33 protein-coding genes and 3 pseudogenes are annotated in these 19,971 nt (G+C 66.5%); 5 read left to right on the top strand and 31 right to left on the bottom strand.

Translation table 11 applies throughout. From position 1 onward, the window contains the following. Window positions 1-67: 67 nt before the first annotated feature. The 28 genes and pseudogenes from rpsM to AB0C75_RS09085 all read right to left on the bottom strand — a co-directional run. On the bottom strand, window positions 68-448 hold the full coding sequence (rpsM, locus tag AB0C75_RS08950; RefSeq protein WP_362888545.1) for a 30S ribosomal protein S13: 381 nt from the start codon (window positions 446-448) through the stop codon (window positions 68-70). 197 nt (window positions 449-645) lie between these two features. Next, entirely contained in the window at window positions 646-759 is a 114-nt protein-coding gene (gene rpmJ, locus AB0C75_RS08955; protein ID WP_003956441.1) for a 50S ribosomal protein L36, read from the bottom strand. Between the two features lie 60 nt (window positions 760-819). Continuing rightward, window positions 820-1,041 carry a translation initiation factor IF-1 gene (infA, locus tag AB0C75_RS08960; RefSeq protein ID WP_014047798.1) on the bottom strand — a complete coding sequence of 74 codons (222 nt, stop codon included), beginning with the start codon at window positions 1,039-1,041 and terminating at the stop codon, window positions 820-822. Window positions 1,042-1,248: 207 nt separating this feature from the next. Continuing rightward, complete coding sequence (map, locus tag AB0C75_RS08965; protein ID WP_362888546.1) at window positions 1,249-2,085, bottom strand: type I methionyl aminopeptidase; 837 nt, start codon at window positions 2,083-2,085, stop codon at window positions 1,249-1,251. A gap of 161 nt (window positions 2,086-2,246) precedes the next feature. After that, window positions 2,247-2,906, bottom strand: coding sequence for an adenylate kinase (locus tag AB0C75_RS08970; RefSeq protein WP_362888547.1), 660 nt, complete (start codon window positions 2,904-2,906; stop codon window positions 2,247-2,249). Then, the gene (secY, locus tag AB0C75_RS08975; protein ID WP_362888548.1) at window positions 2,906-4,225 is read right to left on the bottom strand and encodes a preprotein translocase subunit SecY; all 1,320 of its coding nucleotides are present in this window, start codon (window positions 4,223-4,225) and stop codon (window positions 2,906-2,908) included. Before secY ends, AB0C75_RS08970 begins: the two co-directional genes overlap by 1 nt. A gap of 223 nt (window positions 4,226-4,448) precedes the next feature. After that, window positions 4,449-4,904, bottom strand: coding sequence for a 50S ribosomal protein L15 (gene rplO / locus AB0C75_RS08980; RefSeq protein ID WP_362888549.1), 456 nt, complete (start codon window positions 4,902-4,904; stop codon window positions 4,449-4,451). Between the two features lies 1 nt (window position 4,905). Continuing rightward, complete coding sequence (gene rpmD / locus AB0C75_RS08985; RefSeq protein ID WP_093594204.1) at window positions 4,906-5,088, bottom strand: 50S ribosomal protein L30; 183 nt, start codon at window positions 5,086-5,088, stop codon at window positions 4,906-4,908. Next, window positions 5,088-5,687 carry a 30S ribosomal protein S5 gene (gene rpsE / locus AB0C75_RS08990; protein WP_103514101.1) on the bottom strand — a complete coding sequence of 200 codons (600 nt, stop codon included), beginning with the start codon at window positions 5,685-5,687 and terminating at the stop codon, window positions 5,088-5,090. Before rpsE ends, rpmD begins: the two co-directional genes overlap by 1 nt. Window positions 5,688-5,734: 47 nt before the next feature. Further along, window positions 5,735-6,118, bottom strand: coding sequence for a 50S ribosomal protein L18 (rplR, locus tag AB0C75_RS08995; RefSeq protein WP_033297607.1), 384 nt, complete (start codon window positions 6,116-6,118; stop codon window positions 5,735-5,737). 2 nt (window positions 6,119-6,120) lie between these two features. Further along, window positions 6,121-6,660: a 50S ribosomal protein L6 gene (gene rplF / locus AB0C75_RS09000; RefSeq protein ID WP_362888550.1), complete on the bottom strand. Its 540-nt coding sequence runs from the start codon at window positions 6,658-6,660 to the stop codon at window positions 6,121-6,123. Window positions 6,661-6,681: 21 nt separating this feature from the next. Next, window positions 6,682-7,080 (bottom strand): 30S ribosomal protein S8, encoded by a 399-nt coding sequence (gene rpsH, locus AB0C75_RS09005; protein ID WP_362888552.1) that lies wholly within the window; start codon window positions 7,078-7,080, stop codon window positions 6,682-6,684. Window positions 7,081-7,301: 221 nt separating this feature from the next. Continuing rightward, window positions 7,302-7,487: a type Z 30S ribosomal protein S14 gene (locus AB0C75_RS09010; RefSeq protein ID WP_003948630.1), complete on the bottom strand. Its 186-nt coding sequence runs from the start codon at window positions 7,485-7,487 to the stop codon at window positions 7,302-7,304. 2 nt (window positions 7,488-7,489) lie between these two features. Then, on the bottom strand, window positions 7,490-8,047 hold the full coding sequence (gene rplE / locus AB0C75_RS09015) for a 50S ribosomal protein L5 (protein ID WP_362888554.1): 558 nt from the start codon (window positions 8,045-8,047) through the stop codon (window positions 7,490-7,492). After that, on the bottom strand, window positions 8,047-8,370 hold the full coding sequence (rplX, locus tag AB0C75_RS09020) for a 50S ribosomal protein L24 (protein WP_362888556.1): 324 nt from the start codon (window positions 8,368-8,370) through the stop codon (window positions 8,047-8,049). The genes rplE and rplX overlap by 1 nt, the downstream gene beginning before the upstream one ends. A 2-nt stretch (window positions 8,371-8,372) precedes the next feature. Next, a complete protein-coding gene (gene rplN, locus AB0C75_RS09025) occupies window positions 8,373-8,741 on the bottom strand; it encodes a 50S ribosomal protein L14 (RefSeq protein ID WP_003966950.1) in 369 nt (122 codons plus the stop codon). 100 nt (window positions 8,742-8,841) lie between these two features. Continuing rightward, on the bottom strand, window positions 8,842-9,129 hold the full coding sequence (gene rpsQ / locus AB0C75_RS09030) for a 30S ribosomal protein S17 (protein ID WP_362888558.1): 288 nt from the start codon (window positions 9,127-9,129) through the stop codon (window positions 8,842-8,844). Then, complete coding sequence (rpmC, locus tag AB0C75_RS09035) at window positions 9,129-9,353, bottom strand: 50S ribosomal protein L29 (RefSeq protein WP_014047786.1); 225 nt, start codon at window positions 9,351-9,353, stop codon at window positions 9,129-9,131. The genes rpsQ and rpmC overlap by 1 nt, the downstream gene beginning before the upstream one ends. Beyond that, on the bottom strand, window positions 9,353-9,772 hold the full coding sequence (gene rplP / locus AB0C75_RS09040) for a 50S ribosomal protein L16 (RefSeq protein WP_014154587.1): 420 nt from the start codon (window positions 9,770-9,772) through the stop codon (window positions 9,353-9,355). Before rplP ends, rpmC begins: the two co-directional genes overlap by 1 nt. Before the next feature lie 5 nt (window positions 9,773-9,777). Next, the gene (gene rpsC / locus AB0C75_RS09045; RefSeq protein ID WP_014047784.1) at window positions 9,778-10,614 is read right to left on the bottom strand and encodes a 30S ribosomal protein S3; all 837 of its coding nucleotides are present in this window, start codon (window positions 10,612-10,614) and stop codon (window positions 9,778-9,780) included. Further along, entirely contained in the window at window positions 10,614-10,961 is a 348-nt protein-coding gene (rplV, locus tag AB0C75_RS09050; RefSeq protein ID WP_073733141.1) for a 50S ribosomal protein L22, read from the bottom strand. Before rplV ends, rpsC begins: the two co-directional genes overlap by 1 nt. A 42-nt stretch (window positions 10,962-11,003) precedes the next feature. Next, the gene (gene rpsS / locus AB0C75_RS09055; RefSeq protein ID WP_015610726.1) at window positions 11,004-11,285 is read right to left on the bottom strand and encodes a 30S ribosomal protein S19; all 282 of its coding nucleotides are present in this window, start codon (window positions 11,283-11,285) and stop codon (window positions 11,004-11,006) included. Window positions 11,286-11,297: 12 nt separating this feature from the next. Beyond that, window positions 11,298-12,134 (bottom strand): 50S ribosomal protein L2, encoded by an 837-nt coding sequence (rplB, locus tag AB0C75_RS09060; protein WP_362888560.1) that lies wholly within the window; start codon window positions 12,132-12,134, stop codon window positions 11,298-11,300. Between the two features lie 38 nt (window positions 12,135-12,172). Then, complete coding sequence (gene rplW, locus AB0C75_RS09065) at window positions 12,173-12,496, bottom strand: 50S ribosomal protein L23 (RefSeq protein ID WP_014154589.1); 324 nt, start codon at window positions 12,494-12,496, stop codon at window positions 12,173-12,175. Continuing rightward, window positions 12,496-13,146 carry a 50S ribosomal protein L4 gene (gene rplD, locus AB0C75_RS09070; protein WP_362888562.1) on the bottom strand — a complete coding sequence of 217 codons (651 nt, stop codon included), beginning with the start codon at window positions 13,144-13,146 and terminating at the stop codon, window positions 12,496-12,498. Before rplD ends, rplW begins: the two co-directional genes overlap by 1 nt. A 4-nt stretch (window positions 13,147-13,150) precedes the next feature. Then, window positions 13,151-13,795: a 50S ribosomal protein L3 gene (gene rplC, locus AB0C75_RS09075; protein ID WP_014154591.1), complete on the bottom strand. Its 645-nt coding sequence runs from the start codon at window positions 13,793-13,795 to the stop codon at window positions 13,151-13,153. 14 nt (window positions 13,796-13,809) lie between these two features. Then, window positions 13,810-14,118, bottom strand: a complete 309-nt coding sequence (gene rpsJ / locus AB0C75_RS09080; RefSeq protein WP_003948644.1) for a 30S ribosomal protein S10 — start codon at window positions 14,116-14,118, stop codon at window positions 13,810-13,812. Window positions 14,119-14,573: 455 nt separating this feature from the next. Beyond that, window positions 14,574-14,837: pseudogene (locus AB0C75_RS09085) on the bottom strand (MarR family transcriptional regulator); the annotation flags it as partial. On the opposite strand from AB0C75_RS09085, the pseudogene AB0C75_RS09090 reads away from it, so the two are divergent. The 3 genes and pseudogenes from AB0C75_RS09090 to AB0C75_RS09100 all read left to right on the top strand — a co-directional run bounded on the left by AB0C75_RS09090 (window position 14,806) and on the right by AB0C75_RS09100 (window position 16,647). Continuing rightward, a pseudogene (locus AB0C75_RS09090) lies at window positions 14,806-15,106 on the top strand (alpha/beta hydrolase fold domain-containing protein). The pseudogenes AB0C75_RS09085 and AB0C75_RS09090 overlap by 32 nt on opposite strands. 110 nt (window positions 15,107-15,216) lie before the next feature. Further along, entirely contained in the window at window positions 15,217-16,101 is an 885-nt protein-coding gene (locus AB0C75_RS09095) for a hypothetical protein (protein WP_362888564.1), read from the top strand. A 66-nt stretch (window positions 16,102-16,167) separates the two neighbouring features. Then, the gene (locus tag AB0C75_RS09100) at window positions 16,168-16,647 is read left to right on the top strand and encodes a GNAT family N-acetyltransferase (protein ID WP_362888565.1); all 480 of its coding nucleotides are present in this window, start codon (window positions 16,168-16,170) and stop codon (window positions 16,645-16,647) included. 27 nt (window positions 16,648-16,674) lie between these two features. Here the strand turns inward: AB0C75_RS09100 and AB0C75_RS09105 are convergent, their stop codons facing one another. Together AB0C75_RS09105 and AB0C75_RS09110 are read right to left on the bottom strand one after the other, a co-directional pair. After that, window positions 16,675-16,881, bottom strand: a complete 207-nt coding sequence (locus AB0C75_RS09105) for a DUF397 domain-containing protein (protein WP_362888567.1) — start codon at window positions 16,879-16,881, stop codon at window positions 16,675-16,677. Further along, window positions 16,878-17,705, bottom strand: a pseudogene (locus tag AB0C75_RS09110) (helix-turn-helix transcriptional regulator). Before AB0C75_RS09110 ends, AB0C75_RS09105 begins: the two are co-directional and overlap by 4 nt. Window positions 17,706-17,859: 154 nt before the next feature. Between AB0C75_RS09110 and AB0C75_RS09115 the strand changes: the two are divergent. Together AB0C75_RS09115 and AB0C75_RS09120 are read left to right on the top strand one after the other, a co-directional pair. After that, window positions 17,860-18,285 carry an ATP-binding protein gene (locus AB0C75_RS09115; protein WP_362888569.1) on the top strand — a complete coding sequence of 142 codons (426 nt, stop codon included), beginning with the start codon at window positions 17,860-17,862 and terminating at the stop codon, window positions 18,283-18,285. Window positions 18,286-18,592: 307 nt separating this feature from the next. Next, window positions 18,593-19,555 (top strand): helix-turn-helix domain-containing protein, encoded by a 963-nt coding sequence (locus AB0C75_RS09120; protein ID WP_362888571.1) that lies wholly within the window; start codon window positions 18,593-18,595, stop codon window positions 19,553-19,555. Here the strand turns inward: AB0C75_RS09120 and AB0C75_RS09125 are convergent. After that, entirely contained in the window at window positions 19,521-19,970 is a 450-nt protein-coding gene (locus tag AB0C75_RS09125; RefSeq protein ID WP_362888573.1) for a hypothetical protein, read from the bottom strand. The two genes, AB0C75_RS09120 and AB0C75_RS09125, sit on opposite strands and share 35 nt — an antisense overlap. Window position 19,971 lies beyond the last annotated feature (1 nt).

Raw genomic sequence — 19,971 nt, forward strand, 5'->3', positions numbered from 1 at the left:
ACAGCGAAGACCGCTGGTTTCCGCGAACGCCCGGTGACCCGGACCCTCGCGGTGCGTCCGCTGAGGACTACTTCTTGCCCGGCTTCTTCTTACCGGCGATGGCGCGACGCGGGCCCTTGCGGGTACGCGCGTTCGTGCTGGTGCGCTGACCGTGGACCGGCAGACCACGACGGTGCCGGATGCCCTGGTAGCAGCCGATCTCGACCTTGCGGCGGATGTCGGCCTGGATCTCGCGGCGAAGGTCACCCTCGGTACGGAGGTTGGCGTCCACGTACTCGCGGATCTTGACCAGGTCCTCTTCGGCCAGGTCACGAACGCGGGTGTTCGGGTTCACGCCGGCGCTGGCGAGGATCTCCTTGGACCGGGTACGCCCGATACCGAAGACGTAGGTGAGGGCAACCTCCACGCGCTTTTCGCGCGGGATGTCAACACCTGAAACGCGTGCCATTCAATGGCTCCAGTTGTTATTTCGGGGGTCTTCCGCAGTGCCACTCCCCGACGCCGACCTCGTCCGCGTGGGAGGAGGTGGTACGCCCAGGTCCCCGGCCCCCGCCGGAGGTGTCGTCAGCCGAAGCTTGGACGGGCTCTGCGTATGTACGTTTACGTGCGTCGCGCGAAGAACTGCGAGATGCAGGTGGTCGTGCGTCAGCCCTGGCGCTGCTTGTGGCGCAGGTTGTCGCAGATGACCATGACCCGGCCGTGACGGCGGATCACCTTGCACTTGTCGCAGATCTTCTTGACGCTCGGCTTGACCTTCATGGGATGTCAGGTTCTCCGGGTCAGTGCCCTCACCACGCCGAAGCGGGATGGCGGCAAGATCTACTTGTACCGGTAGACGATCCGGCCACGCGTCAGGTCGTACGGAGACAGCTCCACGACGACCCGGTCATCGGGAAGAATACGGATGTAGTGCATCCGCATCTTGCCGCTGATGTGCGCGAGGACCTTGTGACCGTTCTGGAGCTCCACCCTGAACATCGCGTTAGGGAGAGACTCGATCACGGTGCCCTCAATTTCGATGGCACCTTGCTTCTTGGCCACGCTTCGCCTTTCGAATCGGCTACCTTGATCGACTCACGTCCCGCCGCATGAGGACACACGGATGCACGAGAGCCGACGAGTCAGTCTACGTCAGCGGACTCCAAAAGACGAATCCGTCAAGTTTGCCCACTTCCGCTGATCCTTAGACACGGATCAGCCGGACAGTCCTGGTGAGCGGCTGCTTCAGCGGGTCGGGCGGGGTGAGCCTCAGCCCAGCGGGTCCGGCGCCGCCTCGATACCGTACTGGGCGAGCTTCGCCCGGCCGCAGTCCGGGGAGGTCAGGACCAGCGGGCCCTGCTCCGTGAGGGCGATCGAGTGCTCCCAGTGCGAGGACCAGGTGCCGTCGGTCGTCAGGACCGTCCAGTCGTCCGCCAGGACCTTCGTCTGCGCCGTGCCCAGCGACACCATCGGCTCGATGGCCAGGCAGACGCCGGGGACCAGCTTGATGCCCTTGCCGCGCTTGCGCGAGACGTAGTTCAGCAGGTGCGGGTCCATGTGCATCTCGGTGCCGATGCCATGGCCGCCGTAGTCCTCGATGATCCCGTACTTACCGGTCGCCGGACGGGGCTGGCGGCGGATGTAGGACTCGATGGACTTCGAGATGTCGACGAGCCGGTTGTTCACCTTCATCGCCGCGATCCCGGCCCACATGGACTCCTCGGTCACCCGGGAGAGCTCGATGAGCTCCGGCGCGTGACCGGTGCCCACGAAGGCGGTGTACGCAGCGTCCCCGTGCCATCCGTCGATGATCGCGCCGGCGTCGATCGAGATGATGTCGCCGTCCTTGAGGACGGTCTTCTCGTCCGGGATGCCGTGCACCACGACCTCGTTGACCGAGGTGCAGATCGTCGCGGGGAATCCGCCGTACCCCAGGAAGTTCGACGTGGCGCCGTGGTCGGCGATCACCTTGCGGGCGACCTCGTCCAGGTCCCTCGTGGTGGCGCCGGGCACGGCCGCCTCGCGGGTGGCGGCGTGAATGGCAGCGACCACGAGGCCCGCCTCGCGCATCTTCGCGATCTGCTCGGGGGTCTTGATCTGCACCATTGCGCGGCGCCTCTCTGCGTACGAAGGGGACGGTCTGAAGGGAGGGACGGTGGAGAAGAGGGACGGTGGAAAAGCCCGTACTCCACGATACGGCGCACACGCAGTCGGCCGCGACGCCCGAGGGGCGCCGCGGCCGGACGCGGTGACTGGGGACGAGAGGGTCAGACCTCGTCGGACTTCTTCAGGGCCTCCATGGCCCGCTCGGTCACCTCGGTGACCTTGCCGAGCGCGGAGATCGTCACGACCAGTCCCTGGGACCGGTAGTAGTCGATGATCGGCTCGGTCTGCGAGTGGTAGACCTCGAGACGGGTGCGGACCGTCTCCTCGGTGTCGTCGTCCCGCTGGTACAGCTCGCCGCCGCAGGTGTCACAGACACCCTCGGTCTTCGGCGGGTTGTACGTCGCGTGGAAGACATGCGCGCTGTCGTTACGGCAGATACGGCGGCCTGCGATGCGCTTGACCACCTCGTCCTCGGGGACCTCGAGGTCAAGAACCGCGTCGAGCTCGACGCCCTCGCTGTGCAGCATCTCGTCGAGTGCCGCGGCCTGCCCCACATTGCGGGGGAAGCCGTCCAGGAGAAAGCCGTTCTCGGCGTCCGACTGGGACATGCGGTCCTTGGCCATCGCGATGGTGACTTCGTCCGGCACCAGCTGCCCCGCGTCCATGTAGGAGCGGGCCTGCTTGCCAAGGTCGGTGCCCTGGCTGATGTTGGCGCGGAAGAGGTCGCCCGTGGAGATGTGCGGAATCGAGAGATTCTTGGCAAGAAACGCAGCTTGCGTTCCCTTGCCGGCACCGGGCGGCCCGACGAGGACGATTCGCATCAGCGGAGGAACCCTTCGTAATTGCGCTGCTGGAGCTGACTCTCGATCTGCTTCACGGTCTCCAGACCCACACCCACGATGATCAGGATGCTCGTCCCGCCGAACGGGAAGTTCTGGTTAGCGCCACCGAAGCCTGCCAACGCCATCGTCGGCACCAGAGCGATCAGACCCAGGTACAGCGAGCCCGGCCAAGTGATCCGGTTGAGCACGTAGCTCAGATACTCGGCGGTAGGTCGACCTGCCCGGATACCCGGGATGAAGCCACCATACTTCTTCATGTTGTCCGCGACTTCCTCGGGGTTGAACGAGATCGCCACATAGAAGAATGCGAAGAACACGATCAACAGGAAGTACGTCGCGATGTAGTACGGGTGGTCGCCCTTGACGAAGTGAGCCTGAATCCAGGTCGCCCAGCCCGCAGTGGAGTTGGAGAACTGAACAATTAGAGCAGGAATGTAGAGCAGCGAAGAAGCGAAGATGACGGGGATCACACCCGCCTGGTTCACCTTCAGCGGGATGTAAGTGGACGTACCACCGTAGGACCGGCGTCCGATCATCCGCTTCGCGTACTGCACCGGAATCCGGCGTTGGGCCTGTTCGACGAAGACGACGAGGCCGACCATCACGAATCCGATGAGGATGACGGTGATGAACTCGATCCAGCCGTCGGCCAGCTTGCCGCTCGTCCTGATGGCCCACAGTGCGCCGGGGAAGCTGGCGGCGATCGAGATGAACATGAGGATCGACATGCCGTTGCCGATGCCGCGGTCGGTGATGAGCTCACCGAGCCACATGACGGCCGCGGTGCCGGCGGTCATGGTGACCACCATGATGACGGTCGTGAAGATCGACTGGTTCGGGACGACCTGATCGGCCACGGAGCAACCGCTGAACAGCGCGCCGCTGCGAGCGGTGGCCACCAGACCGGTTCCCTGGAGGATGGCCAGCGCGATGGTCAGATAACGCGTGTACTGCGTGATCTTGGCCGTGCCCGACTGCCCCTCCTTCTTCAGGGCTTCGAGTCGTGGGATGACGACGGTCAGCAGCTGAAGAATGATGCTGGCCGTGATGTACGGCATGATGCCGAGCGCGAAGATCGTGATCTGCAGCAGTGCACCACCGCTGAACATGTTGACCAGGCCGAACAGGCTGTTGTTGCCCTGACTCGCCTGGTCGACACATGTCTGGACGTTCTCGTAGCTCACTCCCGGTACGGGAATGTGCGCCCCGAGCCGATAGAGCACGATGATGCCGAGCGTGAAGAGCAGCTTCTTGCGCAGGTCGGGCGTCTTGAACGCCCGGGCGAACGCGGTGAGCACGGTGCCTCCTGCGACCCCCGCGCAAAGCGTGAGGTGACGGTCTTGAGGATCGACGAATAGGTAACAGCCAAAGGTCCCCGGGCGGTTGCCCAAGGCGTACCACAGCTACAGTGCCCGCCACCTTACCGGCGGACATGCCCCCCTAGGAACGACCAACCGGGGATGCCCCAAATGAGAGGCATCCCCGGTCGGATGTTCAGTCCACCTGCTTGTCCGAGTTGTCTCAGACGAGTTCGGTGACGGTGCCACCGGCGGCGGCGATCTTCTCCTTGGCGGAGCCGGAGACGGCGTCAACCGAAACCTGCAGCGCAACGGAGATCTCGCCCTGTCCGAGGACCTTGACGAGGTGGTTGTTGCGGACGGCGCCCTTGGCGACCAGATCGGCCACCGTGACCTCTCCACCCTCGGGGTAGAGCGTCGCGAGCTTGTCCAGGTTCACGACCTGGTACTCCGTCTTGAACGGGTTCTTGAAGCCCTTGAGCTTCGGGAGACGCATGTGGAGGGGCATCTGGCCACCCTCGAAGCGCTCCGGAACCTGGTAACGGGCCTTCGTACCCTTGGTACCACGGCCTGCGGTCTTACCCTTGGACGCCTCACCACGACCCACACGGGTCTTGGCGGTCTTGGCGCCCGGGGCAGGCCGGAGGTTGTGGGCCTTCAGCGGGCTGTTCTCCGCCATGTCAGTCAACCTCCTCAACCGTCACGAGGTGGCGGACGGTGTGAACCATTCCGCGGAACTCGGGGCGGTCATCCTTGACAACCACGTCGTGCAGGCGCTTGAGCCCGAGCGAACGCAGGGTGTCGCGGTGGTTCTGCTTGCTGCCGATGTACGACTTCGTCTGCGTGATCTTGAGGCGAGCCATTACGCACCCGCTCCCGCACGTGCACGAAGCAGAGCCGCGGGGGCGACGTCCTCGAGGGGCAGACCGCGGCGGGCCGCGATCTCCTCGGGACGCTGCAGGCCCTGGAGGGCCGCCACGGTCGCGTGCACGATGTTGATCGGGTTCGAAGAACCGAGCGACTTCGACAGGATGTCGTGAACGCCGGCGCACTCCAGAACGGCGCGCACCGGGCCACCCGCGATCACACCGGTACCGGGGGAAGCAGGCTTGAGCAGGACGACGCCCGCGGCCTTCTCGCCCTGGATCGGGTGAGGAATGGTGCCCTGGATACGCGGGACCTTGAAGAAGCTCTTCTTGGCCTCTTCGACGCCCTTGGCGATGGCCGCGGGAACTTCCTTGGCCTTGCCGTATCCGACACCGACGGTGCCGTCACCATCGCCCACCACGACCAGCGCGGTGAAGCTGAAGCGACGACCACCCTTCACAACCTTGGCGACGCGGTTGATCGCGACGACACGCTCGACGTACGCGGTCTTCTCGGCCGCAGCACCGTCACGGCCCTTCCGGTCCCGCCGCTCGCCGCCACCGGCACCGCTTCCGCGGCGCTGGGGTCCAGCCATTGGATTTACCTCTCTCTGTTACGTCCGCTGTGCGTTGGAACCGGGGCTTAGAACTTCAGCCCGGCTTCACGGGCGGCGTCAGCCAGAGCGGCAATCCGCCCGGCGTACTGGTTACCACCGCGGTCAAACACGACGGCCTCGACGCCTGCAGCCTTCGCACGCTCGGCGACCAGGGCGCCGACCTGCTTGGCCTGGGCGCTCTTGTCACCCTCCGCACCGCGGATCGACGTGTCCAGGGTCGACGCGGACGCGAGCGTGTGGCCCGCGATGTCGTCGATGACCTGGGCGACGATGTGACGGTTGGAACGCGTCACGACCAAGCGGGGACGCTCCGGCGAACCGGAGATGTGCTTGCGGACGCGGATATGGCGCCGCTTGAGAGCGGCACGCTTGTACGCGTCGCCCTTGGCGATCTTCACACCGTATGCCATGGCTACTTACCAGCCTTTCCGACCTTGCGCCGGATGACCTCGCCGGCGTACTTGACGCCCTTGGCCTTGTACGGGTCGGGCTTCCGCAGCTTGCGGATGTTGGCGGCTACCTCGCCGACCTTCTGCTTGTCGATGCCCTCGACGCTGAGCTTCGTGGGCGACTCGACCTTGAAGGTGATGCCTTCCGGAGCCTCGATGAGGATCGGGTGGCTGTAGCCCAGGGCGAACTCCAGGTTGGAGCCCTTCGCCTGGACGCGGTAACCGACACCGCTGATCTCGAGCGCCTTGGTGTATCCCTGGGTCACACCGGTGATCATGTTCGCCACCAGCGTGCGGGACAGGCCGTGAAGGGCCTTGTTCTGACGCTCGTCGTTCGGGCGGACGACGCTGAGCACGCCGTCATCGCCCTTGGTGACCTCGATCGGCGCTGCGACGGTGTGGGAGAGGGAACCCTTGGGGCCCTTCACCGCGACCGTGCGGCCATCGATGGTGACGTCCACACCGGCGGGAACCTGGATGGGGAGCTTGCCGATTCGCGACATGAGCTTTCCTTCCTTTCCCGACTACCAGACGTAGGCGAGGACTTCCCCACCTACGCCCTTCTTGCCTGCCTGCTGGCCGGTCAGGAGACCGTGGGACGTGGAGATGATCGCCACGCCCAGGCCGCCGAGGACCTTCGGCAGACTGGTGGACTTTGCGTACACACGCAGACCCGGCTTCGAGATGCGCTTGATGCCGGCGATCGAACGCTCGCGGTTCGGCCCGAACTTCAGCTCGAGAACGAGGCTCTTGCCGACCTCGGCGTCCTCGACCTTCCAGCCGGTGATGAAGCCCTCCTGCTGGAGGATCTCCGCGATGTGCGACTTGATCTTGCTGTGCGGCATCGAAACATCGTCGTGATACGCCGAGTTCGCGTTACGCAGACGCGTGAGCATGTCTGCGATGGGATCAGTCATGGTCATGAGTTGGCCTTCGGCCTCTCTCGCCGGGGTTTCCTGTATGCGCCATCCCTCTCCCCACTCAGTGGCGGGACGGGTGCGGTGCGGGGACCTACGGCGTAGTAAGTCGGTCAGGGCGGCAGGCGCCCAACCCTTCAAGCCTACGGCATGAAGAGCGGGGCTCCTGCCGTCCGGATACTTACCGAGAGCCTCCTGGTCCTACGACGCCCGAGGGCGAAGGAGGATTACCAGGAGCTCTTGGTCACGCCCGGGAGCTCTCCACGGTGAGCCATCTCACGAAGGCACACGCGGCAGAGGCCGAACTTGCGGTAGACGGAGTGGGGCCGGCCGCAGCGCTGGCAGCGGGTGTAACCGCGCACGCCGAACTTCGGCTTACGGGCGGCCTTAGCGATCAGAGCCTTCTTCGCCACGGTCAGTTCTCCTTGAACGGGAAGCCGAGGTGACGAAGCAGGGCACGACCCTCGTCGTCGTTGGTCGCCGTGGTGACCACGGTGATGTCCATGCCCCGGACCCGGTCGATCTTGTCCTGGTCGATCTCGTGGAACATGACCTGCTCCGTGAGACCGAAGGTGTAGTTGCCACGGCCGTCGAACTGCTTCGGCGACAGACCACGGAAGTCACGGATACGCGGAAGCGCGAGCGACAGCGTACGGTCCAGGAACTCCCACATGCGGTCACCACGGAGGGTGACGTGGCAGCCGATCGGCTGCCCCTCGCGCAGCTTGAACTGCGCGATCGACTTGCGGGCCTTCGTGACGGCCGGCTTCTGGCCCGTGATCGTGGTGAGGTCCTTGACGGCACCGTCGATCAGCTTGGAGTCGCGGGCGGCGTCGCCCACACCCATGTTGACCACGATCTTGACCAGACCGGGGATCTGCATGACGTTCTCGTACGAGAACTCCTCACGCAGCTTGCCGGCGATTTCCTCGCGGTACCGCGTCTTGAGACGCGGCGAAGTGGTGGTCGTCATCAGATGTCCTCACCGTTCCGCTTGGCAACGCGGATCTTCTTGCCCTCGTCGTCAAAGCGGTAGCCGACGCGGGTGACGACCTTGTTGCCGTCCTTCTCCACGACCAGCTGTACGTTGCTGACGTGAATCGGGGCCTCGGTGGTGACAATGCCACCCGTCTGCGAACCGCGAGCCGTCTGACCGGCCTTGGTGTGCTTCTTGACCCGGTTGACACCCTCGACGAGAACACGGTCCTGCGTGGGGTAGGCCACAATGACCTTGCCCTGCTTGCCCTTGTCCTTACCGGTGATGACCTGAACCAGGTCGCCCTTCTTGATCTTCATGCTTACAGCACCTCCGGCGCGAGCGAGATGATCTTCATGAACTTCTTCTCGCGCAGCTCACGGCCCACCGGGCCGAAGATACGGGTGCCGCGGGGGTCGCCGTCGTTCTTGAGAATGACAGCGGCGTTCTCGTCGAAGCGGATGTACGAGCCATCCTGACGACGACGCTCCTTGACGGTGCGAACGATGACGGCCTTGACGACGTCACCCTTCTTCACGTTGCCACCGGGGATCGCGTCCTTGACGGTGGCGACGATGACGTCACCGATGCCCGCGTAGCGGCGACCCGAGCCACCGAGAACACGGATGGTGAGAATTTCCTTCGCACCCGTGTTGTCGGCGACGCGCAGTCGCGACTCCTGCTGGATCACGTCTATCTCCTGATCGTCTGCCGGTTCCCGGCGGGGGCTCCGGTGAAGGAGCCCCCGCCGAGCCTGGCGGAACTTACCTGCGGGGGATGCCCCTCAGGGATTACTTGGCCTTCTCGAGGATCTCGACGATGCGCCAGCGCTTCGTGGCGGACAGCGGACGCGTCTCCATGATGACAACGCGGTCGCCGACGCCTGCAGCGTTCTGCTCGTCGTGGGCCTTGAGCTTGTTCGTACGGCGGATGACCTTGCCGTACAGCGCGTGCTTGACGCGGTCCTCGACAGCGACGACGACGGTCTTGTCCATCGTGTCGCTGACGACCAGACCCTCACGGGTCTTACGGAAACCGCGGTCGGTCTTGGTGGTCTCAGTCACAGTCTTCTCGCTCATCAGACGCTCTCCACCGTCTCGATGCCGAGCTCGCGCTCGCGCATCAGGGTGTAGATCCGGGCGATGTCCTTACGGACGGACTTGAGCCGACCGTGGTTCTCGAGCTGGCCCGTCGCCGCCTGGAAGCGGAGGTTGAACAGCTCTTCCTTGGCCTCGCGGAGCTTGTTGAGAAGCTCCTCGTTGCCCAGCTCGCGCAGCTCGGACGCCTTGGTACCGGCCGACATCACGACTCACCTGCCTCGCGCCGAACGATCCGGCACTTCATCGGAAGCTTGTGAGCAGCGCGGGTGAGCGCCTCACGAGCAATCTTCTCGTTCGGGTAGGACAGCTCGAACATCACCCGGCCAGGCTTGACGTTCGCGATCCACCACTCGGGAGAACCCTTACCGGAACCCATGCGGGTCTCGGCAGGCTTCTTCGTCAGGGGGCGGTCCGGGTAGATGTTGATCCAGACCTTGCCGCCACGCTTGATGTGGCGGGTCATCGCGATACGAGCTGCCTCGATCTGGCGGTTCGTCACGTACGCCGGGGACAGCGCCTGGATGCCGTACTCGCCGAACGCAACCTGCGTGCCACCCTTGGACATACCGCTGCGCTTCGGGTGGTGCTGCTTGCGGTGCTTGACCCTACGGGGGATCAGCATTTCGGTCAGGCCTCCGTTCCGGTGCTCTCAGCCGGAGCAGCGGCGGCGGGAGCGTCGGCCTTGGGGGCCTCGGCTGCCGGCGCGGACTGCTGCGGCTTGCGGCCGCGACCGCCGCGCTCGCCACCACGGCCACCACGGCCGGCCGGGCGGTCAGCGCCGCCACGAGCCGGACGGTTGCCGGCGCGAGCCGCTGCGTTCTCGGCGCGGACCTCGGCGATGTTCTTGACGTCGCCCTTGTAGATCCAGACCTTCACACCGATACGGCCGAAGGTCGTCTTGGCCTCGAAGAAGCCGTAGTCGACGTTCGCACGGAGCGTGTGCAGGGGCACGCGGCCCTCGCGGTAGAACTCCGAGCGGGACATCTCGGCGCCGCCGAGGCGGCCACCGCACTGGATCTTGATGCCCTTGGCGCCCGCCTTCATCGTGCTCTGCATGCTCTTACGCATGGCACGACGGAAGGAGACACGGGAGGAGAGCTGCTCGGCGACGGCCTGGGCCACCAGCTGAGCGTCCACCTCGGGGTTCTTGACCTCGAGGATGTTCAGCTGGACCTGCTTGCCGGTCAGCTTCTCCAGCTCGCCACGGATGCGGTCGGCCTCGGCGCCGCGGCGGCCGATGACGATGCCCGGGCGGGCGGTGTGGATGTCAACGCGGACGCGGTCGCGGGTGCGCTCGATCTCGACCTTCGAGATGCCGGCCCGCTCCATGCCCTTCGTCATCATGCGACGAATGGCGACGTCTTCCTTGACGTAGTCCTTGTACAGCTTGTCGGCGTACCAACGGGACTTGAAGTCCGTGGTAATGCCGAGCCGGAACCCGTGCGGGTTTACCTTCTGGCCCATTACCGGGTTCCTTCCTTGCTGCTGACGACCACGGTGATGTGGCTGGTCCGCTTACGGATCCGGTAGGCACGGCCCTGAGCACGCGGACGGAACCGCTTCAGGGTCGGGCCCTCGTCCACGAACGCCTCGCTGATGACCAGCGAAGAAGCGTCAGGGTGGTCGTAGTTGTGTGCAGCGTTGGCGATGGCGCTGTCAAGCACCTTGCCAACCGGCACGCTCGCGGCCTGCGGGGCGAAACGCAGGACCGCCTGAGCCTCCGTGGCATCCATGCCACGGATGAGGTCCACCACGCGGCGGGCCTTCATGGGCGTGACGCGGATGTACCGCGCCTGGGCCCTGGCTTCCATGGTTGTCCCTTCGGTGTGAGTCATAGTCGTTTCCACCCCGCGCTAGCGGCGCTTCGACTTCCGGTCGTCCTTGACGTGGCCGCGGAAGGTGCGAGTCGGCGAGAACTCGCCGAGCTTGTGGCCGACCATCGACTCGGTGACGAACACCGGGACATGGATCTTGCCGTTGTGCACCGCGATGGTGTGACCCAGCATGGCCGGGATGATCATCGAGCGACGGGACCAGGTCTTGATGACGTTCTTGGTGCCTGCTTCGTTCTGGACGTCCACCTTCTTGACGAGGTGGCCGTCGACGAAGGGCCCCTTCTTGAGACTGCGCGGCATCTAAACCCGCTCCTAGCGCTTCTTGTTCGTCTTGCGGCGGCGGACGATGTACTTGCTCGATGCCTTCTTCGGCGAGCGAGTACGACCCTCCTTCTGACCCCACGGCGAGACCGGGTGACGTCCACCGGAGGTCTTGCCTTCACCACCACCGTGCGGGTGGTCAACCGGGTTCATCGCGACACCGCGGACGGTCGGGCGAACGCCCTTCCAGCGCATACGGCCGGCCTTGCCCCAGTTGATGTTCGACTGCTCGGCGTTGCCGACCTCACCGATCGTGGCGCGGCAGCGGGCGTCGACCAGCCGGATCTCTCCGGACGGCATACGAAGGTGGGCCATGGTGCCCTCCTTCGCCAGCAGCTGCACGGAGGCACCCGCGGAACGGGCGAACTTCGCGCCGCCGCCGGGCCGCAGCTCGATGGCGTGGAGCGTCGTACCGACCGGGATGTTGCGCAGCGCCAGGTTGTTGCCCGGCTTGATGTCAGCGCCCGGACCGTTCTCGACGCGGTCACCCTGCGACAGACCACGGGGGGCGACGATGTAACGCTTCTCGCCGTCCGCGTAGTGCAGCAGCGCGATGCGCGCGGTGCGGTTCGGGTCGTATTCGATGTGCGCGACCTTGGCCGGCACGCCGTCCTTGTCGTGACGACGGAAGTCGATCACTCGGTAGGCGCGCTTGTGGCCACCGCCCTGGTGGCGAACGGTCACACGACCGGCGTTGTTACGGCCGCCCTTGTTGTGCAGGGGGCGGACCAGCGACTTCTCCGGCGTGGACCGCGTGATCTCGACAAAGTCGGCGACGCTGGAGCCACGACGGCCCGGGGTCGTCGGCTTGTACTTGCGGATACCCATTTCTCAGTCCTCGTCCGATTCCGGACGACTCGACCTCACTAGGAGGTCGGGCCGCCGAAGATGTCGATACGGTCGCCCTCGGCGAGGGTCACGATGGCGCGCTTCGTGTCGGCGCGCTTGCCGAAGCCGGTCTTGGTGCGCTTGCGCTTACCCTGCCGGTTGATCGTGTTGACCCCGGTGACCTTGACCGAGAAGACCGCTTCCACGGCCTGCTTGATCTGGGTCTTGTTGGAGCCGGGCGCGACGATGAACGTGTACTTGTTCTCGTCGAGCAGCGCGTAGCTCTTCTCGGACACGACGGGCTTGACGAGAACGTCACGCGGGTCCGAGTAGGTCTTGCTGGTAACGGTCGCCTCACTCATCAGGCGGCGCTCCCTTCGGTCTCAGCGGTCTGGGGGCCAGACACGAAGGACTCGAAAGCGGCCTGGGTGAAGACCACGTCGTCAGAGACGATCACGTCGTACGTGTTCAGCTGGCCCGGCTCCAGGATGTGCACCTGGGGCAGGTTGCGAGCGGACAGCCACGCGGCCTCGTCGGCGCGGTCGACGACCAGGAGCAGGTTGCTGCGCTCCGAGATCTTGCCGAGCAGCGTCTTGGCGGCCTTGGTGGAGATCCCACTCTCGACCACGCCGGTGACGACGTGGATGCGGGAGTGACGCGCCCGGTCCGAGAGGGCACCGCGCAGGGCGGCGGCCTTCATCTTCTTCGGGGTGCGCTGCGAGTAGTCACGCGGCTGCGGGCCGTGGACGACGCCACCGCCGGCGAACTGCGGCGCACGGGTCGAACCCTGGCGCGCGCGGCCGGTGCCCTTCTGGCGGTACGGCTTGCGCCCACCACCGCGGACCTCGCCACGGGACTTGGTCTTGTGCGTGCCCTGACGGGCAGCTGCCAGCTGTGCGACGACGACCTGGTGGATCAGCGGAACGCTGGTCTTCGCGTCGAAGATCTCCGCGGGGAGCTCGACGGTACCGGCCTTGTCGCCTGCCGGCGAAAGGATGTCAATGGTGCTCATTACCTCAAGCCCCCTTGGCCGCGGTACGGACCAGGACGAGGCCGCCGTTCGGACCGGGGACCGCGCCCTTGATGAGCAGCAGACCCTTCTCCGCGTCAACCGCGTGGATGGTCAGGTTCTGGGTGGTGACGCGCTCGTTACCCATCCGACCGGCCATGCGCATGCCCTTGAAGACACGCCCAGGGGTGGCACAGCCACCGATCGAACCGGGGGAACGGTGCTTGCGCTGGACGCCGTGGCCGGCGCCGAGGCCCTTGAAGTTGTGACGCTTCATGACACCGGCGAAGCCCTTGCCCTTGCTCTTGCCCGTGACGTCAACCTTGACGCCGGACTCGAACACCTCGGCAGTGACCTCCTGGCCCAGCGTGTACTCGCTGGCGTCAGGGGTGCGGAGCTCCACCAGGTGGCGGCGCGGGGTCACGTCGGCCTTGGCGAAGTGGCCCTTGAGGGGCTTGTTCACCTTGCGCGGGTCGATCTCGCCGAAGGCGATCTGGACCGACTCGTAGCCGTCGCTGTCGTTCGTACGAACCTGCGTCACGACGCACGGCCCGGCCTTGACGACGGTCACCGGGACAACCCGGTTGTTCTCGTCCCAGACCTGGGTCATGCCGAGCTTCTCGCCCAGGACGCCCTTGATGTTCTTGCTCATCTCGGCCCGTCCCCTCAGAGCTTGATCTCGATGTCGACGCCCGCCGGCAGGTCGAGGCGCATCAGCGAGTCAACCGTCTTCGGCGTGGGGTCGAGAATGTCGATGAGGCGCTTGTGCGTGCGCATCTCGAAGTGCTCGCGAGAGTCCTTGTACTTGTGCGGCGACTTGATGACGCAGTACACGTTCTTCTCAGTGGGCAGCGGCACCGGGCCTGCGACCGACGCACCAGTGCGGGTCACCGTCTCGACGATCTTCTTCGCCGAGGAGTCGATGACCTCGTGGTCGTAGGCCTTGAGCCGGATGCGGATCTTCTGTCCCGCCATGGCTACTAGTAGTCCTGTCTCTCAATAACGCTCTGGAACCCGGGAGTTCTCGTAACTCCGCCTCCGACCCACGCGGTCGGGCGTGTCGCATCCCCTCTACGAAGATCTCCCGAAGGATTTCCCAACCAAGGGTGTGCGGGCCGAAACCGCGCTGCCGGGGGCGAAACCCCACCGGGTGCCTGGTCAGCGCCCCACTGACACTTCCCGGAAGATTCCCGTACGTCCGGCCCTGGGGGGCCGACGAGTACTGTGGGACTCGCTTCCGGTCCTCCCGGCGGGAGGCGCGCAGCATTGACACTCAACCGAGCAACCTGGCTAGTGTGACACACGGGCTATGGCACTGGCCAATCGGGGCGGGGATCTTACCCCCTGCGAGGGACCGGTCAAACGCGGGCACGCCCCGGGAGCCCCCACCTGCGGTCACTCATCCGCCCACCACCGGCCCGGCGCAGACGTCAGGCGCGGGTGACGTTCTCGGTCAGCAGCCGGAGCAACTGCTTGGCGGTCGCGTCCTGTTCGGGCGTCAGGCCCATCACGTCCCCGATGGCGAGCGGCACCGCGCGCGCCCGCTCCCGTAGGTCCGCGCCGGCCTCGGTGAGACGCACGGACACCGAGCGCTCGTCGTCAGCCCGCCGCTCGCGGCGGACCAGGGCGTTCGCCTCCAGGCGCTTGAGCAGCGGCGAGAGCGTGCTCGTCTCCAACTGCAGCGCGCCGAGATCACCGCGTTCGCCGCTGCGCGCCACCGTCGACCAGCTCACCGGGCTGCCCCCGGCCCTGGTCATCACGGGTGAGGCCGACGTCCTGCGCGACGAGGGCGAGGCCTACGCGGCGAAGCTCCGCGAGGGCGGGTGTGCCGGTGACCGCCGTCCGCTACCAGGGCGTCATCCATGACTTCGTGATGCTCAACGCCCTGCGTGAGACGCACGCCGCCGAGGCCGCCGTCGCCCGGGCCGTCGCCACCCCGCGCACGGCGCTCGCCACCTCCTGAGGCCCTGCGGTGGCCGCGGTGACCGCACGAAAGTGCGACGCACCACCAGTCCGGGTGAAGCTGTGGCCTCCGGCATATGCCGGAGGCCACAAGGCCTTAGCTTCCTGACCATGGTCAACTCATCGCACGAGGCGATGCACCGGATCTTCCAGGAAGATCCGGGCATCTTCACGAGGACGTTCAGGACTTTGGGCATCCCGTTCCCCGACACCACCGAGGTGTCGGTGCTCACCACTGATCTCACCGAGACCCAGCCCCTGGAGCGCCGTCTCGACACCCTGCTACAGGTGGGGACCGTCGACGGCAGGAGCTATCTGCTCGCCGTGGAGGCCCAGGGCCGGAAGGACCCGGCCAAACACAGCAGCTGGACGTACTACCTGGCGCACCTCCACGCGAAGTACGGCCTCGATCCCGTGCTGCTCGTCGTCTGCCAGGACGAGTCGACGGCACGGTGGGCCGCCCAGCCCATTCGCATCGGCCCACCGGAGTGGCCTTCCCTCACTGTCCGGCCTCTTGCGCTGGGCCCGCACAACGTGCCCGTGGTGACCGACCCCTCGGCCGCGGCACGTGATGTCCCGCTCGCCGCGTTTTCGGCGATTACGCATGGTAAGGATCCGAATGCGGCTGCCATACTCGAAGCGCTGGCCACCGCACTGAAGACCGTCGACGAAGAGACCGCCACCATCTTCGGCGAGCTCACCGAACTCGGGCTGGGCAACACCCCGGCCGCCCAGATCTGGAGGGACCTCATGGCCATCGACCTTTCCTTCTTCCGCTCGGAGTCCTCACAACGACTGCGCGCGGAAGGCAAGGCCGAAGGCAAGGCGGAGGGCAAGGCTGAAGCCGTGGTCACCGTTCTGGAGCGCCGCGGGATCGCCGTCGGGGACGACGTCCGCAGCCGCGTCCTCGACTGCGCCGACGTGGAGACGCTCGACCTCTGGCTGAGCAGGGCGCTCACGGCAACCACTGCCGAGGAGCTCTTCAGCCAGGCCTGAAGCCGTTGGCCGTGCCGGGCCGCACCTCAGCCGGACCGGTGCGGCCCCTTCTGCTTCAATCCGGCTATGTCTACGAGCACCATCCAGGCCTGGAGCCTGCGCCCGGCCACACCCGAGGACGTCGAGGCCATAGCCGAGCTCCGGGCCGTCGTCATGCGTCCCGATCTGGAGCGCCTCGGCAGGTACGACGAGCACCGCGTCCGGCAGCGCCTGCGGGACAGCTACGTCCCCGAGCACACCTCAATCGTGGAGGCGGACGGGGCCTTCGCCGGCAGTGTCACCCTGCGCCCCGCCGAGGTCGGCCGGGTTCTGGAGAGCTTCTACCTGGACCCGGCACTCCAGGGCAGGGGCATCGGCGGCGCCGTCCTGGCCGGACTCCTGGCCTGCACGGACGCCGAAGGCGTGCCGGTCCGCCTACAGGTCCTCCAGGGCAGCGCGGCTCGGAGGCTGTACGCGCGGCACGGGTTCGTCCCGGAGCGCGAGTACGCGGTGGACATATATATGGTGCGGGCACCCCGAGACCGCGGGAATCCCTTGGCCCTTTAGGACCACGGGCGCCCCCGCCCGGAGCGGTCAGCTTGCGGACGCGTGCGTCACGAAGGCCGTCCATACGTCGGGCGTGAAGCCGAGCTGCGGGCCCGGCACGTTCTTGGAGTCGCGCACGTGCACCGTGGCTGCGGTTGCTGCGACCTCTATGCAGTCCGGGCCGTCGTTCGTGCTGTAACTACTCTTGAACCACAGAAGCGTGGAACCGTCGGTAGCAGAGGGCTTGAGGTTCACGTCTCTCCTCGTAGTTTCTCGATGAAGGCCAGCGAGTGGCTCGGGGTGAGCGCTTGCGCCCTGATCATGCCGTAGCGCATCTCCAGGATCTGAACCTCCTTGGGGTCGGAAACAAGACGACTGGTGAGCTGTACTTCGTCGTGTCCCACAGCCGTGCCGTCCCGGAGTTTCAGTACGCGCAGTGACCCGGCCAGCCCCGCATGCTCCCCGCTCTCCGTTGGCATTACCTGAATCGCGACCTATCCCAATTGGGCGACTTCCAGAAGGTGTTCGAGCTGGCGCCGCAGCACCATTCTGCCCCCGACCAGCCGCCGCAGCGTCGCCTCTTCCTGAACGAAGGTCAGTAGAGGCGCGGGCCGCCGCTCGAAGATCCTCTGCCGGGCCATGCGTGCGGCCAGCAGCCGCTCCACCTCATCCGTCTCGTACGCGGGCTGCCGCTGCTGGAACAAAGCGCGTGCGTAGTCCTCGGTCTGCAAGAGCCCCTGCACACCGGTGTTGACGTACGCACCCAGCTCGATCGCGTCGGCCTCCAGCTTCGCGAGGTCCCGCACCTTTTTCGGGTACCGCGCCTCCGCGACATCCCCCTGCATCGCCGCGATCTTGCCGCCCGCCCCCAGGGCCCGGTCCGCGTTGTCCAGGAACTCGGGCTTCGGGGCGCGACGGCCGCGTTCGACGCAGGAGACCATCTCCTCGCTGTACCCGATGGCCTCGCCCAGCTCCGCCTGGCGGAGGCCCGCCGACTCCCGCCAGAGCTTGATCTGCCGGCCGACCGCCTTCATCACCGCTCCGGAGTCGTCCTCCAGCCCCGCACCGGCACCACCCATGCGTCCACCTCCGTCGTGCCCTCGTGTGCAACCGGATCCGTCGCCGTGCGTCACGGCGTACAGGCCGGACCGATCCGGGCCGTAGCCGGACAAGAAGCCTCCGCACGGGCTTCGCTTCTTCCGAGAGTAGCTACGAATGGCCACTCTGAGTGACGTGAGCAGAGAAATCACCCGAACCGGAAATTCCGCTCCCACCAGGGAGTTCACCGTGCTGCTGTCCCCCACCCGCCGCGGAGCGCGTCTGGCCCGGTTTCTGGCCGTAGCCCAACTGGCCGACTGGGGCGTCTTCTCCGACGCGGCGGCGCACATCGTCGCCGAGCTGGCCGCCAACGCCGCCGTCCACGGCCGGGTACCGGGCCGGGACTTCCGGCTGAGCGTCGCGGTCCGCGGGGACGGGGTGCTACGGATCGAGGTCACCGACACCCGGGGCGATCAGTCGCCCGCACCGATGGCGCCCACCGGCGACGCGGAGACCGGGCGCGGCCTGCTGATCGTCGAAGCCCTCGCCGACCGCTGGGGCATGGATCGGGGCCTCGTACCCCGCAAGACCGTCTGGGCCGAGATCGATCTCGCGCCATGACCCGTCGCCACCGGGTCGCGGGATTCGCGACCCGGTGAAGCGCGACCCGGTGCGCAGCGACCCCGTGAACCGCGTCCCGGCGGCCCGCGACGCATAAAGCTTTTGAGTATGTGGAGAAATGACTTTCCCCACCCAACCCACCCCATTACGGTCTCGTCACTCACTCGGGTGACATAGGGCAACTGGGCTGGATTAGGGACGGGTTGCCGTGCATATGCTCGGCTCGACAACCACAGACATGAGACGGCCCCCGACGGGACAGGAATCCCGGCCGAGGGCCTGACCACCGAGGAAGTGAGGCTTCCCGATGGGTACCCAGCAGGTTAGCGCGCCTCCGTGCGCCCCACCCGGCCCGGCCGGGGTTTCAGCGCCCATTTCGCGCACTTCCGGCGTCATCCACGTCAACGTCCGGCACACGGCTGGTTTCACCGTGATCGGTAACCACCTCAGCCAGCACCGAGGGCTGTCCCTGGTCGCCGTCGGGCTCGCCGTGCACATCCAGTCGCTGCCCGCCGGGGCCAAGATCGGCATCAAGCGGCTCGCCGAGCGCTTCCCCGAGAGCGAGACCCGCATCGCCGCCGCCCTGCGGGAGCTGGAGGCCGCCGGTTACCTGCACCGCAGCCGCGTGCGCCTCACCGACGGCCGTGTCGTCACCCGTACCGTCTCGTACAACCAGCCCGGCGCCGAGGCCCCTGTCACACCTGTACCTCAACAACGGCAGCGGACCGGGCAACAGGCAGCGACGCCGGCACCCGCATCGCCCCCGCCTCCCCCTCCGCCGAGCGCGCCGCTGCCCACCCATGGGCCGGTTCCCACCGCCCGTACCGTGCCGCCCCCGCCGCTCCCCCGGCCGATGGAGGCCACCCCCGAGCTGCACCGGGCCGCTGCCGCTCTTCTCGCCGATCTGCGCCGCCACGCACCGCAGTTGGTCCTCTCGGAGCGCGACGTCCAGGCGCTCGCTCCCGGTGTCGCGGCCTGGCTCGAACGTGAGGCCCGCCCCGAGGACGTACGTCGTGCCCTCACCGCCGACCTGCCGGTGCCGCTGAAACACCCGGCCAAGCTCCTGCGGCACCGGATCACGGCTCTCCTGCCGCCTCCACTGCCGGGCGCCAACGAACTCGCGCCCGTACGCCGGGGTGTCATCGTGATCCCGCTCCAGAACTGCGACCACTGCGACCGCGCCTTCCGCTCCCGACACCCCGGGCCCTGCCGCGACTGCCGCGCCGACGCGGGCGTCACACCGGTCGTGATCGCCTCCACAGCAGCGTGACCGCCACGAGCGCGGCCAGACTCGGGGCCGTGCCGGCCAGGCCCAGTACCGTGGGCAGGCCGGTATCGCCCGAGGTGTCCCTGGTGAGCAGTCCGGTCAGTGCGATGCCCGTGCCGATCACGAACAGCGCGGTCGCGACCGGGCGCGCCCACCGCTTCCGTCCCTTGACCGCCCGGATCGTCCAGAGCCAGGCGAGGACGCCCAGCGCTCCGGCTACGGACAGCAGGACCAGATAGGTGGTGACGGCCGAATCGACCCGCGCATCGGTGTACGAGGGGTAGCCGGCCCGGATGTGGTCGGCCAGCAGATGGGTGGTGACGCGGTCGACGTACGGCAGGATCGTCGCGACGACGGTGAGCCCCAGCCCTGTGTACATCGCTCCGAGGGTCATTCGCCCATGACCGGTCTTCGTCATC

It is taken from the genome of Streptomyces sp. NPDC048565 (genome assembly GCF_040650935.1).
Classification (GTDB): domain Bacteria; phylum Actinomycetota; class Actinomycetes; order Streptomycetales; family Streptomycetaceae; genus Streptomyces.

Excerpts from the sequence above, each read along its gene's own strand:
- rpsM (WP_362888545.1), bottom strand. The coding sequence starts at position 448 with ATGGCACGCGTTTCAGGTGTTGACATCCCGCGCGAAAAGCGCGTGGAG.
- rpmJ (WP_003956441.1), bottom strand. The coding sequence starts at position 759 with ATGAAGGTCAAGCCGAGCGTCAAGAAGATCTGCGACAAGTGCAAGGTG.
- map (WP_362888546.1), bottom strand. The coding sequence starts at position 2,085 with ATGGTGCAGATCAAGACCCCCGAGCAGATCGCGAAGATGCGCGAGGCG.
- AB0C75_RS08970 (WP_362888547.1), bottom strand. The coding sequence starts at position 2,906 with ATGCGAATCGTCCTCGTCGGGCCGCCCGGTGCCGGCAAGGGAACGCAA.
- rplO (WP_362888549.1), bottom strand. The coding sequence starts at position 4,904 with ATGGCGGAGAACAGCCCGCTGAAGGCCCACAACCTCCGGCCTGCCCCG.
- rpmD (WP_093594204.1), bottom strand. The coding sequence starts at position 5,088 with ATGGCTCGCCTCAAGATCACGCAGACGAAGTCGTACATCGGCAGCAAG.
- rpsE (WP_103514101.1), bottom strand. The coding sequence starts at position 5,687 with ATGGCTGGACCCCAGCGCCGCGGAAGCGGTGCCGGTGGCGGCGAGCGG.
- rplR (WP_033297607.1), bottom strand. The coding sequence starts at position 6,118 with ATGGCATACGGTGTGAAGATCGCCAAGGGCGACGCGTACAAGCGTGCC.
- rplF (WP_362888550.1), bottom strand. The coding sequence starts at position 6,660 with ATGTCGCGAATCGGCAAGCTCCCCATCCAGGTTCCCGCCGGTGTGGAC.
- rpsH (WP_362888552.1), bottom strand. The coding sequence starts at position 7,080 with ATGACCATGACTGATCCCATCGCAGACATGCTCACGCGTCTGCGTAAC.
- rplE (WP_362888554.1), bottom strand. The coding sequence starts at position 8,047 with ATGACGACCACCACTTCGCCGCGTCTCAAGACGCGGTACCGCGAGGAA.
- rplX (WP_362888556.1), bottom strand. The coding sequence starts at position 8,370 with ATGAAGATCAAGAAGGGCGACCTGGTTCAGGTCATCACCGGTAAGGAC.
- rpsQ (WP_362888558.1), bottom strand. The coding sequence starts at position 9,129 with ATGAGCGAGAAGACTGTGACTGAGACCACCAAGACCGACCGCGGTTTC.
- rpmC (WP_014047786.1), bottom strand. The coding sequence starts at position 9,353 with ATGTCGGCCGGTACCAAGGCGTCCGAGCTGCGCGAGCTGGGCAACGAG.
- rplP (WP_014154587.1), bottom strand. The coding sequence starts at position 9,772 with ATGCTGATCCCCCGTAGGGTCAAGCACCGCAAGCAGCACCACCCGAAG.
- rpsC (WP_014047784.1), bottom strand. The coding sequence starts at position 10,614 with ATGGGCCAGAAGGTAAACCCGCACGGGTTCCGGCTCGGCATTACCACG.
- rplV (WP_073733141.1), bottom strand. The coding sequence starts at position 10,961 with ATGGAAGCCAGGGCCCAGGCGCGGTACATCCGCGTCACGCCCATGAAG.
- rpsS (WP_015610726.1), bottom strand. The coding sequence starts at position 11,285 with ATGCCGCGCAGTCTCAAGAAGGGGCCCTTCGTCGACGGCCACCTCGTC.
- rplB (WP_362888560.1), bottom strand. The coding sequence starts at position 12,134 with ATGGGTATCCGCAAGTACAAGCCGACGACCCCGGGCCGTCGTGGCTCC.
- rplW (WP_014154589.1), bottom strand. The coding sequence starts at position 12,496 with ATGAGTGAGGCGACCGTTACCAGCAAGACCTACTCGGACCCGCGTGAC.
- rplD (WP_362888562.1), bottom strand. The coding sequence starts at position 13,146 with ATGAGCACCATTGACATCCTTTCGCCGGCAGGCGACAAGGCCGGTACC.
- rplC (WP_014154591.1), bottom strand. The coding sequence starts at position 13,795 with ATGAGCAAGAACATCAAGGGCGTCCTGGGCGAGAAGCTCGGCATGACC.
- rpsJ (WP_003948644.1), bottom strand. The coding sequence starts at position 14,118 with ATGGCGGGACAGAAGATCCGCATCCGGCTCAAGGCCTACGACCACGAG.
- AB0C75_RS09095 (WP_362888564.1), top strand. The coding sequence starts at position 15,217 with ATGGTCAACTCATCGCACGAGGCGATGCACCGGATCTTCCAGGAAGAT.
- AB0C75_RS09100 (WP_362888565.1), top strand. The coding sequence starts at position 16,168 with ATGTCTACGAGCACCATCCAGGCCTGGAGCCTGCGCCCGGCCACACCC.
- AB0C75_RS09120 (WP_362888571.1), top strand. The coding sequence starts at position 18,593 with ATGGGTACCCAGCAGGTTAGCGCGCCTCCGTGCGCCCCACCCGGCCCG.
- AB0C75_RS09125 (WP_362888573.1), bottom strand. The coding sequence starts at position 19,970 with ATGACGAAGACCGGTCATGGGCGAATGACCCTCGGAGCGATGTACACA.